The organism is Bacillus pseudomycoides DSM 12442 (assembly GCF_000161455.1).
Classification (GTDB): Bacteria; Bacillota; Bacilli; order Bacillales; family Bacillaceae_G; genus Bacillus_A; species Bacillus_A pseudomycoides.
The window spans coordinates 316563-331776 of record NZ_CM000745.1 but is presented as its reverse complement, the minus strand read 5'-3'; the positions used below and the strand labels follow the sequence as shown (position 1 = coordinate 331776).

Below are 15214 nucleotides of genomic sequence, written 5' to 3'. Positions count from 1 at the left end.
ATTACTTACAAATATTTCATATTCCCTTAACAAATGACAAATACAATGAAAGTTGTAATGAAAAATTTAAAGGGGGATAGGAAATGCTTAAAAAAGTAATCAGTTCAGCAGTTGTAGCGACTTTCTTACTTCAAACGTTAACTGGGCTAGGCCATGTTACTTTTGCTGAGGAGAAGGAACAAAATCAGCACACTCTCATTTCAGAAGTGCATTATACGGATGATCTGAGCTATATCGAATTGTATAACCCATCAGCGAAAGTTATGGATATGAAGAATGTTCAACTGAAGGTCAATGGAAAAGTGCTAAAACTTAAAGATGAAAATGAAAAGCAATCTGTACAATCAAAAGAAACGAAGTTAATCGTATTTGGAAATAAAACAGTTAATGAGATTAATGAGCGCTATAAGACGGAAATAAAAGAAGAACAAGTTTTATTTGCTACTGAGGATTTAAGAGATAAACAAATTAGGATTGAAGTAACGACTGAAAAAAATGAAACGGTAGATGTCATTGAAACAAGAAAAGAGAATAAAGATGTATCCATTCATTCTTTTTGGAATGAAACAAAGAAAGAAATGAAAAATGAAATACCATCACCTGGGACTTACACTGTATTCCAATCGCATAAAAAAGAAAATCCACCTACAGAACCCACACAAAAAGAGGCAGTCCAGCCAGACTCCAAACAACTAGAGCCTGCACAACCAAACTCCAAAGAAACGATAGAAAAGCAGCCTGCACAAAAAGATAATAATCAAAAAGAAAAGTCATTACAAGAAACAGCGCATGTACCTAAAATGAAAATTAATGCACATGAAGATTTACCGATTGAACTTCAGTTAGCAAGTGTATACGATAAGGCAAAAATAAACCTTGTATATCGTAGTGCGTCCGGTTTGGTAGTGAAAAAACTGGAAATGAACAAAGGTGAGAATAATTTGTATTCTACTGTTGTTCCAAAGCTAGATGTTTGGTCTGATACGCTTACATATTGGTTTGAAATTGAACAGGATGGAAAGATTATTACCTTTCCAGAAAAAGAACAATATGTAAGTACTGTTGAACGTCATGTAGAGGATTATACAAAGAATAGGGCAGTTATGATTACTGAACTAATGCCAGATACGATAAATGGGAACGGGAAAGATGGATATGAGTTTATAGAAATATACAATAATTATAGTGAAGCAATACAGTTGAAAGATTATAAACTTATTTATAAGTATTCAGAAACTGGAAGTGAAGATTGGAATTTTACAGAAAATGCAACAATTCCATCAAAAGGAACGAAAGTGTTTTGGATTAAAAATGAAGGAAACGCAGCATTATCAAAACAAGACTTTATTCAAGCATACGGCGGGAATATAACCGAAGAACAAGTTCTTCCACTTAAAGTGGATGGAATGTCTAATAGCGCTGGGAGAACCATTCAATTTGCTGATCAGTACGGAACAGTTTTATCATCTGCAACATATGGGAAAGAGGATGTAAAAGTTGGTCAGAGTATGGCGTATGCATACAAAACCGAAAGTACTGAAATGCAAAAAGTAGGTTGGTTTGAAAAAGGAACACCTGGTGTGCAAATACCATTTCAAGTACCGCTAGAGCCAGTAAAGCAATCAGATCAAGTAGGCGTTGCGATTGAGCATACGGCATTACCTGCTCATATAGTAACAGAAGATTTAACTATCACTGCAACGATTAAGGGAGGAGAGAATGTAGCAGTTTTATATACCCAAGATGGCAAGTTAGCACACAAAAAATTGCAGATGAATAAAGAAGGAAATAGCGATATTTATAAGGTGACAATTCCTCAAAAAGAGCTATGGGGAAATTCATTATTCTATAAAATTGTCGTGCAAGGGAATCAAGAAACAATTGAAAAATCTTATGAAACAAAAATAGAGCATAAAAAAATAGAACCACAAAGCGTACCGCCGTTGTTGATTACCGAAGTGACGCCGGACACGACGAATGTTGGGAAAGCAGATGGATATGAATTTATTGAAGTGTATAACAATAGCACACAAGATCTTAATTTTAAGGATTATACAATTCGATATCGTTATCCATCTGAAGGACCAGAAGGTGATCTCATTTGGGGATCTACTCCAGATGATGTTGTAATTCCATCAGGGCAGTCTCTCGTATTTTGGATTATAAATGGTGAAAACAATGAGAAAACCGTTGCTGACTTTAATAAACAATTTGGTGTGAACTTAGTAGAAAATAAAAATATTGTTAGAATATATTCAAATGGAATGGCGAATGGAAGTGCACGTGGTATTGTCGTTGCAACAAAGACGGGGACAGAAATTGCATCTGCTTACTACAATGATCAAGCAAACCAAGCTGATGTGAAAGCTAATAAGGGAATTTTATATCGCTATCCTCAAGATGGCTCGCAAATTATGCAAAAGATTAGTAGTGCAGAACATAATGCATCTCCTGGAACTATATTCGAAGGACAAGTACCAGCTGAACGAGTTGCTTTGAAAGAGGATACGATTGCGCCGACGATTTCACATAAAGCAGCAGAAGGACTAGTTTCTGAATTTCAAGATCATAAACTGAGTTTTTCCGTTCTTGATAACGAACGAGTTAAGAGTGTAAAATTATATTACAAAACGAATCCGAATGCAGAATATAAAGCTGAAAATTTAGTAGAGGATCGTGTAGATAAAAAATATCATTATACGATTTATTCACCTGAATTAATTGGAAAAGAGAAAGTGACATATTACTTGGAAGCTTCTGATGGCTTCAATGTAGTAAAAAGTGATATGTATTCAGTGCAAATAGCTGGAGAGAAAGATAAAGGACCTCTTCGTCTTAATGTAAAAGATGATGAAGTGGTTGCAAATCAAGTTTTATTAAAAGGAACCTCTTCGTCGGTTGGGGCTGAACGACTTGCTCTTTTAGTGGACGGAAAGAAAGTTGAGACGAACACATATCGTTCGTTAGAGAAGCCGGCTTATTTTGCTTTCGATGTGAAGCAAACTGACTTGTATTTTAAAAACGCAGTCACAATTGAAAATGAGGTATTACGTATATTTGATGATACGTATAGTGATTATGTCACATTAACTGTAAAAATTGATCAATCAAAAATTAAATATAATGAGCCGTTCAAAATTGATATTCGATCTGGCACAAAGACGTCACCATTTGACAATCGAGTTGAAGAGAATAAAGATGATTTTTATTTAAAAAATGTTCGCCTTGTATTAGCGGATGGAACGACTTTATATGATCCGAATTTTGCAAATCCAAATCAGGAGTTATCAATTGGTGATGGAGATACATCAACACCAGTATTTACGTTTGGATTCCAAGTTCCAGAAGAAAAGTTTATTTCGAATGCATATTTATGGGATACAAAACAAGTGAAGGATGGAAAGCATCGAATTGCAGTGCAAGATGGTGTGAATAAAGAAGTCGTTGCAAATGTAAAAGTTGATAATACACCACCAAAGATTTCAACTACGGTACAGAACGAGAAAAAATATAAAGGGAAAATTCCAATTGATGTAACAGTTACAGATGATATAGCAGGAGTGAAAAGTAAAAAAGTTATATTGGATGGTAAGGAAATTGTAACTCCATATGAAACATCATCTGCACAATTAGCAGCAGGAAAGCATGAGTTACATGTAGAGGCTGAGGATCAGGTAGGAAATCGTGAAGAAAAGACAATTATGTTTGAAACTTGGGCAGAAAATCCAACAGATCCTACTCCAATTGCACCTAAAGATGGAGAAAAAAATGTGAGCACGAATCCGACACTTGAAGCAAAAGTAACTGATCCAACAAATGACGCAATGAAGGCAATATTTTATAAAGGGTATACGTATAAGCCGAATGAAACGGATCGTATGAAAATTACCGAAAATTCGATAGAACAAGAACCACCACAAGCTTTTGCTGTGAATGGTGAGAAAAGTTTTGACCAAGATCAGCTAAGTAAAGTTAGTAAAAAAGATGGGAAATATTATATAACGGAATCAACAGAGAAATTTCCATATCATCGTTTTGATGTAACGGTTGCTGATGATGTGAAAAACGATGATACGGTAGAAGTAAAATGGTATGGACATTCTCTAGAAGGAAGAAAAGTTACGATGTATGCTTGGAACTACATGACAAATAAGTGGACAGAACTTACATCAAAAATTGCTGGGGATAAGGACTTTGAATTAAAAGGTGCTGTATTAGCGAAAGAATATGTAAAAGATCAAAAAGTAAGTGTAATTGTGCAAGACCAAATTCCAAGTTCACCAAATAAGTTTGATTACACATTTGTATGGATGTCGGATACACAGTATTACTCTGAAAGTTATCCCTATATTTACAAAAGCCAGGTTGACTGGATTGCTGCACAAAAAGATCCATTAAATATTAAATATGTATTCCATACAGGGGATCTTGTTGATAAGTCATATCAAGAATTTCAATGGCAGCGCGCAGATGAATATATGAAAGTACTTGAGAATGCGAAAGTACCGTATGGTGTGTTGGCCGGGAATCATGATGTAAATCATAAAGATGAAGACTATACAGCATACTCGAAATATTTTGGGGATTGGCGTTTTAAAGATAAGCCATTTTATGGCGAAAGTTATAAGGATAACCGCGGACATTATGATTTGATTTCAGTAAAAGGCAACGATTTTATTATGCTGTATATGGGATGGGGCGTTACAGATGAAGATATTCAATGGATGAAGGAAGTATTGCAGAAATATCCGAATCGAAAAGCGATTTTATCATTCCATGAATATTTACTTGTATCAGGCAATCGTAGTCCGATTGGTGACAAAATTTTTAATGAAGTAGTTAAACCGAATAAGAATGTGTTAGCTGTGTTGAGTGGACATTATCATGATAGTGAGACATTAGTTGATGAAATTGATGATAATGGGGACGGCATCGTAGATCGTAAAGTATATCAAATGCTGGCGGATTATCAAGGTGGTCCAGAGGGTGGACAAGGATATATGCGACTTTTACAATTTGATACAACTGCGAACAAAATGTATGTCAAAACGTACTCCCCATATTTAAATGAGTATAATTTTTATAAACCAGAAGAGTATCCAGGAAAAGATGAATTTGAATTAGACATTGATTTAAAACCTGCGATAAAACAAGTCGCAACAGACTATGTAGAAGTAAACGTGTACACGAATGAAGTAATCGGTAAAGATAATTTTGTGGCGAATTGGCGCAACGCAAAGGTAAAATGGGAGAATTTAAAGGAAAATACGACGTATCAATGGTATATAAAAGTCGAAGACCGATATGGTGGTCAAGTGACTTCACCAGTTTGGTCCTTTACAACAGGTAAAAAAGGTTGGAGATGGAGCGTGTTCCCAAATTAGGGAACACGTTTTTAGTCATAAGAAACTTTTGTACTGTGCGTCCAATCCGCGTCGCTTCTTTGAAGACCACCTCGAGATTCGATCTCTTTTATAATTTCTTTGTAAATCGTTTGGCCTTCTACGTTTAAATAAGGCATGATTTGTTGCAAGGAATGGTGAAAATAAGCTAATTCATCTTGTTTCCATTCTTCTTTCGAAATCATAGATAGTTCTGTCATATCGCGTCCAATGTACATGTGTACACCTCCATCATATGTAGTTTGAATGAGCCTAGGGAGATGTATGCGTAAATTAAAAAATAAAATTGCGGATATCTTTTGAAAGGGTTGGTTACATTATTGATTGTGGAGGTGAGAAAGATGAGTAAAAAACAACAAGCTTATAACAAAGCAACTTCTGGTGCTAGCATTCAAAGTACAAATGCTAGCTATGGTACAGAGTTTGCAACTGAGACAAATGTACAAGCAGTAAAACAACAAAATGCACAATCAGAAGCGAAAAAAGCACAGGCTTCTAGCGCTGGTGTTCAAAGTGCAAATGCTAGCTACGGCACAGAGTTTGCAACTGACACAGATGTGCAAGCAGTGAAACAACAAAATGCACAATCAGCAGCAAAAAAATCACAATCTTCTAGCACGAATCAATAACAAAGAAAAACACTTCTCGATTCAAGAGAAGTGTTTTCTTTGTTTGGTAATGTGATTATGACAGGGGGAAAATTACTAGTGATAGTTTAAGGTCGATTGCTTTAAGAATTTTGTTGAGGGAGCCGACATAACTTCTAATAAGTCAACAAATGTAGTCAAAGGAGAAGGAGATAGGACATTAGAAAATATTTAGTAGCGATGTATCCTGTATGAATAGATGTTGGAATTTATTAAAAACAGGGGGTAAATAATGAATTCATTTGATAAGTTGGTAGGAGAACAATTGCAAACAATGGATGAGTTGTTGAAATTACAAGCGCATTTAGAGAAGTACCAACAGATCGAAACAAGTGAACAAGAAAAAGATGATAAAAAAGAGTTGCATTTTATTCGTCAAGAAATACACAAAACGGAACAAGCATTGAAGCTTTTGCATGAAAAATTTGAGCAACAAACAAATGAAGTGATTCACTCTTTTGAAACTGAAAAAATAATTTCTAACTAAAGAAGTGATGTATCCGGATGCTTTAGTTGGAAAAGCCCTTTCTTAATTTATGAAAAAGGGCTTTTTGTCGCATCAGGATTTGTCAATGGAGAGTAATAAGGTTTTACGAAAGCTGGATTGTGTCGGTTTAGTTTTAAAATTTTGACAAAAAAGTTATAATAGAAAAAAAGTGAATTCGGCTCAATACGTTTTTAAAAGGAACGATACTAGTTGGGACAACTTTAGAAGAGCATTCACAGTGAAAGAAGGGAGAACGTATGGGATTTCCCAAAGAAGGAGAAAAAATACAAATACATAGTTATAAACATAATGGTTTCATTCATAGAATGTGGGAAGAAACTACAATTTTAAAAGGGACACAAAGTCTTGTAATTGGTGCAAATGATCGGACTGTAGTAACCGAATCAGATGGTCGAACATGGATTACGCGTGAGCCTGCAATTTGTTATTTTCATTCAAATTATTGGTTTAATGTAATCGGTATGTTAAGAGAAGAGGGAGTGTATTATTATTGTAATTTAAGCTCTCCATTTGCATATGACTTTGAAGCATTAAAGTATATTGATTATGATTTGGATATTAAGGTATATCCAGATATGACATATACACTTTTAGATGAAGATGAGTATGAAAAGCATAGTCAGATGATGAATTATCCTCCAGTAATTGATACGATTCTAAAAAGAAATGTAGAGTATTTAACGCAGTGGATTCATCAAAGAAAAGGACCATTCGCGCCAGATTTTGTAGATATGTGGTATGAACGATATTTAATGTATAGAGATTAGAACAAACCTGCAGGGGTTTTCCCGGCAGGTTTGTCCTATTAAGGGGGGATCATATGAGAGGAATAAATCGATACTTACAATTTGTAAAACCATATCGATGGCTTATTACAATTACAATTATTATTGGACTCATTAAGTTTGGTATTCCGCTTATTATGCCGTGGTTATTAAAGTATATTATTGATGATGTCATTCAAGGTGGTGGATCACTTCAGGAAAAAACATCACAATTGATAACAGCAATCGGGATTGCCTTTTTTATTTTTGGTGTACTGAGACCACCTGTTGAATATTATCGTCAATATTTTGCACAGCGTATTGGTAATACAGTACTTTACGACTTACGAAAACATATTTTTGGTCATCTACAAAAGTTAAGTTTACGCTACTATTCAAATACAAAAACAGGTGAAATTATTTCGCGTGTAATCCATGATGTAGAGCAGACGAAGGATTTTGTTATTACAGGACTTATGAATGTCTGGCTTGATACAGCTACAATTTTTATTGCAATTGTAGTTATGTTTTCTATGAATATAAAATTAACGCTTGTTGCATTGTTAATTTTGCCGATTTATGCAGTTGCAGTGAAATATTTTTTCGGGCGTCTTCGTAAATTAACGAGAGAGCGTTCACAAGCATTGGCAACGATGCAAGGTTATTTACATGAGCGTATCCAAGGGATGCAAGTGACGCGTAGTTTTGCATTAGAAGAGTATGAAAAAGGGCAGTTTGAAAAGAAAAATAATGATTTTTTAACAAAGGCATTAACACATACAAGCTGGACAGCACGGACATTTTCTACAGTGAATACGTTAACGGATTTAGGACCGTTACTCGTTATTGCGTTTGCGGCATATGAAGTGATTCAAGGCTCTTTAACACTTGGAACGATGGTTGCTTTTGTTGGCTATATGGATAGTTTATATAGTCCATTACGCCGCCTTGTTAACTCTTCTACAACACTCACACAATCATTTGCATCAATGGATCGAGTGTTTGAACTGTTAGATGAAAAGTATGATATTGTAAATACTCCAAATGCAATTGAAGCAAAAAAGCTTTCTGGTGAAATTGTATTTGATCAAGTTTCCTTTCGGTATAATACTGATGAAAAAGATGTACTACATGACCTTTCTTTCTCAATTCGTTCTGGAGAAAAAATTGCCCTCGTTGGAGCGAGTGGAGGTGGAAAGTCATCCTTAGCTAGTTTAATTCCAAGATTTTATGATGTTTCTAGCGGTGCGATTTATGTAGATGGTGTGAATGTGAGAGAGTATAATGTAAGAAATTTACGTAGTCATATCGGTATTGTCTTGCAAGATAATCTGTTATTTAGTGATACGATTCAATCTAATATTTTATATGGAAACCCGAAAGCAACGAAAGAGGAAGTTATTGCGGCTGCAAAAGCAGCGCAGATTCATAATTTTATTATGAATCTACCAGATGGATACGATACAGTTGTGGGAGAAAGAGGCGTAAAGTTGTCTGGTGGACAAAGACAGCGTGTAGCGATTGCACGTGTCTTCTTGAAAAATCCTTCTTTACTTATATTAGACGAAGCAACATCGGCTTTAGACTTAGAGAACGAAAGACATATTCAAGAGGCTCTTCAAACATTAGCTGCGGACCGTACAACAATAATCATTGCTCATAGATTGGCAACTATTACACATGTGGATACGATCATATATATCGAAGATGGTGAAATAAAAGAAAAGGGTTCTCATGAACAATTAATGCAAAAACGAGGATTTTATTATGATTTATATCAAATTCAACATATAGAAGAAAAAGCCCCTTTGGCGTAAAGGGGCTGTTTTTTCATTCATCTTCTTTTTTTTCATCAATTTGTAGTTCGTCTTCGGGTTTGTGATACGTATAAAAACTATCTACAAGTAAATCTAAATGTTCAACTTCTTCACTGTAATTAATAATTGAAGAAATAAGAGGGAAGAGATGTAACCATATTTTATATGATTCTTCATTATCTTTATTTTGATAGTCCATAAATATATCGATTAATTCCTGCTTACCAGTTTCTACTTCATCAAGCATCTCAACAGACTGTTGTTTTTTCGCTTTGCCAATAAATTTTAACAAAACTTGTTCATGATAGTGTGTTAATGAATCTAATTCATTTTGAATGGATTCTTGAAATGGTTCAGGCATATATCGTAATTCGTTTTCAGTGCGATGTAATGCTTTTAATGTACTTAATGCACGACTCGTTGTTGCTAACATTTGTCTAAATAAGACGAGCTTACGAATTTTTGCAAATTGTACTTTTTTCGTATAGCTTCTTTCTTCTTTGTAAAGTAAGTAGTAATGATTTAATTTAATCATTTTTTCTTTCATACGATCAATATCTGTTTTTAGTGTTGTAAAATCAGAAGCTTGTCTGCTGTTCATACGAATCCATTTCACAATTTCTTCGGTGTTATCAACGATACGATGATATAGTTTTGTTTCGTATTTTGGCGGCATAAACATTAAATTTACAAGTGAAGCCGCGACAATACCGACCATAATGGTTGCAAAGCGAAGCAGAGCGAAGTCAAAGAAGTTTGCTCCTTGATATTCCATAATCGCAATAACCGTCACTAAAGCAATTGATATTGTATTTTCTAAACGTAATTGTAGTGTAAGAGCAATAACTAATATACAAGTTAATCCAATAATAAAAGGATTGTGTCCAAAAGCAAATGCAAATCCGATAGCGAATACTGCACCAATTACGTTTGCTTGGATTTGTTCGAGTGCTGTCAAATACGAGCGATATACAGATGGCTGTACAGCAAAAATTGCTGAAATCCCCGCAAATACTGGACTCGGTAATTGGAGCAGAGTACAAGCAAATAAAGCTAATGTAATGGCAATACCCGTTTTTAAAATGCGAGCACCAAGTTTCATACCCTTTTTAATATCCTTTCTCTCTTGTCATAATGAATGTACAACATGATACTATACATTCATTACAATATGTTAGCAAGTGATATTTTAGTGATGTTCAAAAAGTCCGGTAAAGATAGCTGTCGCGATTCTTCGTTACGTCGCCAGTCCGGTACTCATGTAGTATAAGCTACACTCCGTATCCTCCTGGCTTCCGTGCCTCGAACTGCTCGGCTCTCTTTATCCTTCTTTTTTAGTGAAAAAACCTGCTGAATTTCAGCAGGTTTTCAAATTGTTATTATAGATTACTATGTGATGCTCACTTAGTCAATTTTAAGCAAATGGAAATTATTCAGTCGAAATAGATGGATCTGCTTGCTCTTTTTTCGGAATGACTTCATAAAAGTGAGACTGAATGTCCTCTAATAATGGGGTTAAGAGAGCAGCTTCTTCATATTGTTCATGCTCCTTTAATACACGAACGTAGTCTAATAATAATTCTGTGATGTCTGATTCCCCGTTTTTGCTAAGTTCACGTAATGTTACATTCGCTCCTTTTGCAATTCTTCTTCGCAAAGCAGCTTCTGTTAAACCAAGTTTAGGTTGATGGCGTAAATAAACGACACCACCAGTCATACCTGCACAAATCCATGGGCCAGGATCACCAAGAACGAGTGCGCGACCGTTTGTCATATATTCAAAAGCAAAGCCTTTAATATTTGCATGAACACCGAGATTCCCGTGTTCTTTTTCTCGAAGTGGTTTTGTGATTCTTCCCCCGATGATCATATCTGCTCCAGATAAGCGGATGCCAGCACGTGCATCAGCGTTACCTTGCACATATAAAGTTCCTTTTTGTGCACCATACCCGAATCCTTTTCCGACAGAACCGTTATAGTATGTTCCATCTTTTCCTCTTGCTTTTGTGATATAAATGCCACCGCCAAATGAGGTTTTTCCGATACCATCTTGTGCACCACCATTGACGTGAATAAATAAGTTTTCACTATTGTAGGCACCTAATCCGTTTCCGGGAACGGAGCCATTTGTGTATTTTAGTGTAATTGGTTCCAGTGTATTGTTGTCATATAATTTACTGCGGACTCGGTAGCATGATTCAAGACCACCCATTACGCGTTGATCCACACCAACACCAACTAGCTCTTTTGATTGGAAAGAATCAGTTGTTGCATAATGTTGTTGCTGGGCTGCTCCTGTTATCATGTAGGATGTACTGTCTAATGTTTGTAATAAATTTTGTAAATCTAATAGTTCTGTGCCTCGCGTTTGTTCTAGCAAATCAGAGCGACCAACAATTTCTTGTAAGTTCGTATAACCGAGTCCACCGGTTAAACGTTTAAGTTCTGTTCCGAAAGTAGTAAATAGGTGCAATAAACCTTCTACAGCATTTTCAAATTGCCGCGGAACGAAGCGACGTAGTCCATGTTCTTTTGCCTGCGCTTCGGATTCGATTTGTGTTGCAATACCAACATGACACGTATCTAAGTGACAGCCCCGGCACGTTGTACAACCGATTGCAATCATGGATAAAGTACCGAATCCAATACGGTTTGCACCAAGAAGCATAATTTTAAGTGCATCATTTACACTGCGGATACCACCATCTGCCCAAATCTCTACGTTGTGTCTCATATTTGCTTCTAATAGAGCGTTGTGTGCAGCTTTTACTCCGATTTCAACTGGAAGGCCTACATGTTGCAGTGCATGAATACGAGCGGCACCTGTTCCACCATCAAAGCCGCTAATATTAATAAAATCAGCACCAGCTTTTGCAATTCCTACAGCGATCGTTCCGATATTAGGGACAACTGGAACTTTGACCGCGACTCTTGCAAGTTGATTGGCTGTTTTAATTTCAGTAATAATTTGTGCTAAGTCTTCAATCGAGTAAATATCATGGTTATTGGAAGGAGAAATCAAGTCCGAACCAATTGTTGCATTACGAGCTTCTGCAATTTTAGAAGTTACCTTTGATCCAGGCAAATGTCCCCCTTCACCAGGTTTTGCTCCTTGACCAATTTTGATTTCAATTAAATTTGATGAATTTAACAGTTCGGCATTCACCCCAAAACGTCCTGATGCAATTTGTTGGCCGCGTGTATGTGGGTATTTACCAATCATATCTTTAATTTCTCCGCCTTCACCGTTTAAACTAATCATATTGAGACGGTCTGCCGCCTCTGCATAAGCGCGGAATGCAATTTCATTTTGGGATCCAAATGACATCGAACTAATAATAAACGGCAAGTCATGATTTTTTACGCCAATTGAAACATGCTCAGTCGGCACTGGTTGCTCTGCTTCTTTCATTTGGACAAGGTGACGAATTGCAATCGGATTCTTATCTTCTACCTCAGTTAATTTCTCCCGATAATTATCGTAAGCATTCCCTTTTGCCACATCACCAATTGCTTTCCAAATACGAGGGAATATATGAAACGTTTTTCGCATTCTAACTTTTGGGTTGTTATAATCAAGTGCCCGGACTTTAGCGTCTTCTGCTAAAGATTCAAGTGAAAATGCTACAGTACGTGATCCTAAAAAGTTTGTAATTTGTAGTATGTTTGCAATTTCTTCGTGTAAACCAATTGAAGAGAAGAGACGGCCGTAACCACGCAGTTCATGGATACCGATAGTTGAAATGACTTTTTCAAGACCTTTGTTTAGCGCTTTATATAAATTAGAAATTGGTATCGTTGTCCCATCATTTACGGTTGCGAACATTAAATATGGATTAATAACATCTGCACCTAGTCCGTACAGTGTAACAATATCGTGTAAAGAACGGAGAGCGCCGGATCTTATAACAATGGAGCATTTTCGGCGTAATTTGTGCTCAGTTAGTTCTTGATGTATTTTAGCTGTAATCAAATGTGGATCGATCCATAAGTGTTCATTTTGATGAGCTTTTGCATCATCAAGCAATAAGAGAGAAGCACCTTTTTTAATAGCTGCTGTAGCTTCGGCACTAATTCGATTTAATGCATCTTGTAAAGTTTCTGATGCTGGAAAGGAAACAGATAACTTGTAAACTGTACTATGAATTGCAAATAGATTTACAAGTTGTTCATATGAAACGATTTCTAAATCTTCTGAAATCGATTGTGCTAAATGACCTTCTAGTATAATCGGTGACAAAAGTTCGGTAACAAAAGTTTGCTGCTCACCACTAAACAAGCTAGGACGTTCTCCTAGTACTGTGCGTGTAGAGAAGTGTTCAATTTCTCGGTCGCGATCGATTGCTGGGTTTGTAACAACAGCAACACTTTCTTTTATAAAATCGGCAATGTTTCGTCTGTCTGTATCAAGTGCAGCGAGAGGGGCGTCATGGCCGAGTGAACGAATTGGTTCAACACCTTTTGTTGCCATCTGTTCAAGAAGTTGGATATGCTCGCGATCCCAGCCGAAAGCTACATATTGTTCTGTTTCAACTTGAGAGAGGTTAGATAGCCCTTCGACCTTTTCCATAGCTGGAATAGATAAGTTGAAATGATAATCTGAAAAATTAATACGTTGTTTCATGCGTTTATATACTTCTTCTTGGTATGTTTCATATTCGTAGAGAACGAGGGCACCTTGTTTATTCCACTTCAAACCTACTTTTTCTCCGGGAGCAAGTGACTTTGGTTCTGCTACATATTCAGATGGTGATACGACACCTGGTTCAGAAGAAAAGATATAGGAACTTTCTGTTTCTACTTTCCAAACTGGTCGCAAACCAAGTGAATCTACACTAAAAACAGCTTCATCTTTATAACGTGAAATAATGCCGGCCGGCCCTTGGGCGAAATGTCCCCATGCTTCACGAATATACGTATATAAATCTTGCATATGTGGCTCGTATAATTTAATCTCATTAATAATTGGTGGAAATAATACATCCATTGCTTCAAATAGACTGTAGTTGTAGTGAACGAGAAGTGTTTCTAAGGTGCGGTTTAAATCTTGAGAATCACTGCCTCCAGCAGTAAGTGGTACATCGATCATTTCGGCTTGATCACGTAACTTGGAAATTGTATTAATTTCACCATTATGTCCAAGGATGCTAAATGGTTGCACGCGAAAGAAATTAGATAATGTATTTGTAGAATAGCGATTATGTCCAAGTGTCATTGTTGATGCAATAAGTGAATGTTGTAAATCATCATAGTAGGCAACAAGTGTATCGCCAGCGCCAAGAACTTTGTATACAACATGGTCGTGGCTTAATGAAGCAACATGAATTGCTGTATTTTCTTCAATTTCAATTGTTAAAGAGAATAGTACTTGGTCGATGGCTTCATTTTTTGTTTCTGAAAGAATAGCAATTTGCCAAAATAACGGTTCTTCTTGTTTGCCAAGAGGACCAAGTGCATCAGAATTTATAACATTATCACTTTCGAAGAGAACGGTGAAATTTTTATTGTTTAATTTATTACGAATACTGTTCTTTAAAAGAGTAGGATTTTCTTTTTTGTTTAGAAAAAAATGTCCAACGATAAAGTGGGGATGGTCCACAATCGCTGGATTATATCCACTATTTTTAAATTTTTCTTTCCAAAGGGCTTTCGGTAAGTCGATATGAACACCAATACCATCGCCTTCTCCATTAATAAAGCCAGCACGGTGATTCATTTTTATCAGTGATTGTATACAAAGATCGATGTTTTCTTTTGTTGGAACATTTTGTTTTTCCATAACGGAAACGATTCCACACGCATCGTGTTCTGCATTTGCGTAATTTCGAAATAAAGACGGTGTCCATTTGTTTGTATTGTTAGGCATCCGTCAATCCCCCCTCTATTATAAAATTAAGAATAATCTAATTATTCAAGGTGTATACTGCCTTATAAACAACAGAATAATTAATATGAATTTTAATATAAAACAGATAATTATGAATAATTATACTATTGATGTGTGATTTATGAAATAGAAAAAAAGAAAAAAATAGAGGGTGNCCGTCTATTTTTTCTTTTTGTAGCATGTATTTTC

Annotated in this window: 8 protein-coding genes; 5 read left to right on the top strand and 3 right to left on the bottom strand. The window is 36.0% G+C overall.

All coding sequences use genetic code 11. The annotated features are described in order from the left end of the window. The first annotated feature begins 83 nt into the window (after window positions 1-83). Window positions 84-5384 carry a lamin tail domain-containing metallophosphoesterase family protein gene (locus BPMYX0001_RS01720; RefSeq protein ID WP_006093313.1) on the top strand — a complete coding sequence of 1767 codons (5301 nt, stop codon included), beginning with the start codon at window positions 84-86 and terminating at the stop codon, window positions 5382-5384. A gap of 11 nt (window positions 5385-5395) precedes the next feature. On the opposite strand, the gene BPMYX0001_RS01715 is transcribed toward BPMYX0001_RS01720, so the two are convergent. After that, a complete protein-coding gene (locus BPMYX0001_RS01715; protein ID WP_018767252.1) occupies window positions 5396-5620 on the bottom strand; it encodes a hypothetical protein in 225 nt (74 codons plus the stop codon). Between the two features lie 123 nt (window positions 5621-5743). On the opposite strand from BPMYX0001_RS01715, the gene BPMYX0001_RS01710 reads away from it, so the two are divergent. The 4 genes from BPMYX0001_RS01710 (at window position 5744) to BPMYX0001_RS01695 (ending at window position 9138) form a co-directional block, all read left to right on the top strand. Then, complete coding sequence (locus tag BPMYX0001_RS01710; RefSeq protein ID WP_033798583.1) at window positions 5744-6031, top strand: gamma-type small acid-soluble spore protein; 288 nt, start codon at window positions 5744-5746, stop codon at window positions 6029-6031. Window positions 6032-6281: 250 nt separating this feature from the next. After that, window positions 6282-6536 (top strand): YgaB family protein, encoded by a 255-nt coding sequence (locus BPMYX0001_RS01705; protein WP_003194914.1) that lies wholly within the window; start codon window positions 6282-6284, stop codon window positions 6534-6536. Window positions 6537-6793: 257 nt separating this feature from the next. Continuing rightward, window positions 6794-7324 carry a nucleoside tri-diphosphate phosphatase gene (gene ntdP / locus BPMYX0001_RS01700; protein WP_003194916.1) on the top strand — a complete coding sequence of 177 codons (531 nt, stop codon included), beginning with the start codon at window positions 6794-6796 and terminating at the stop codon, window positions 7322-7324. Window positions 7325-7377: 53 nt separating this feature from the next. Next, window positions 7378-9138 (top strand): ABC transporter ATP-binding protein, encoded by a 1761-nt coding sequence (locus BPMYX0001_RS01695; RefSeq protein ID WP_006093309.1) that lies wholly within the window; start codon window positions 7378-7380, stop codon window positions 9136-9138. Between the two features lie 13 nt (window positions 9139-9151). On the opposite strand, the gene BPMYX0001_RS01690 is transcribed toward BPMYX0001_RS01695, so the two are convergent. Further along, window positions 9152-10240 carry an FUSC family protein gene (locus BPMYX0001_RS01690; RefSeq protein ID WP_003194921.1) on the bottom strand — a complete coding sequence of 363 codons (1089 nt, stop codon included), beginning with the start codon at window positions 10238-10240 and terminating at the stop codon, window positions 9152-9154. A 327-nt stretch (window positions 10241-10567) separates the two neighbouring features. After that, the gene (locus tag BPMYX0001_RS01685) at window positions 10568-15004 is read right to left on the bottom strand and encodes a glutamate synthase-related protein (protein WP_006093305.1); all 4437 of its coding nucleotides are present in this window, start codon (window positions 15002-15004) and stop codon (window positions 10568-10570) included. Window positions 15005-15214: the final 210 nt, after the last annotated feature.

Excerpts from the sequence above, each read along its gene's own strand:
- BPMYX0001_RS01685 (WP_006093305.1), bottom strand. The coding sequence starts at position 15,004 with ATGCCTAACAATACAAACAAATGGACACCGTCTTTATTTCGAAATTAC.
- BPMYX0001_RS01705 (WP_003194914.1), top strand. The coding sequence starts at position 6,282 with ATGAATTCATTTGATAAGTTGGTAGGAGAACAATTGCAAACAATGGAT.
- BPMYX0001_RS01710 (WP_033798583.1), top strand. The coding sequence starts at position 5,744 with ATGAGTAAAAAACAACAAGCTTATAACAAAGCAACTTCTGGTGCTAGC.
- BPMYX0001_RS01715 (WP_018767252.1), bottom strand. The coding sequence starts at position 5,620 with ATGTACATTGGACGCGATATGACAGAACTATCTATGATTTCGAAAGAA.
- ntdP (WP_003194916.1), top strand. The coding sequence starts at position 6,794 with ATGGGATTTCCCAAAGAAGGAGAAAAAATACAAATACATAGTTATAAA.
- BPMYX0001_RS01695 (WP_006093309.1), top strand. The coding sequence starts at position 7,378 with ATGAGAGGAATAAATCGATACTTACAATTTGTAAAACCATATCGATGG.
- BPMYX0001_RS01690 (WP_003194921.1), bottom strand. The coding sequence starts at position 10,240 with ATGAAACTTGGTGCTCGCATTTTAAAAACGGGTATTGCCATTACATTA.
- BPMYX0001_RS01720 (WP_006093313.1), top strand. The coding sequence starts at position 84 with ATGCTTAAAAAAGTAATCAGTTCAGCAGTTGTAGCGACTTTCTTACTT.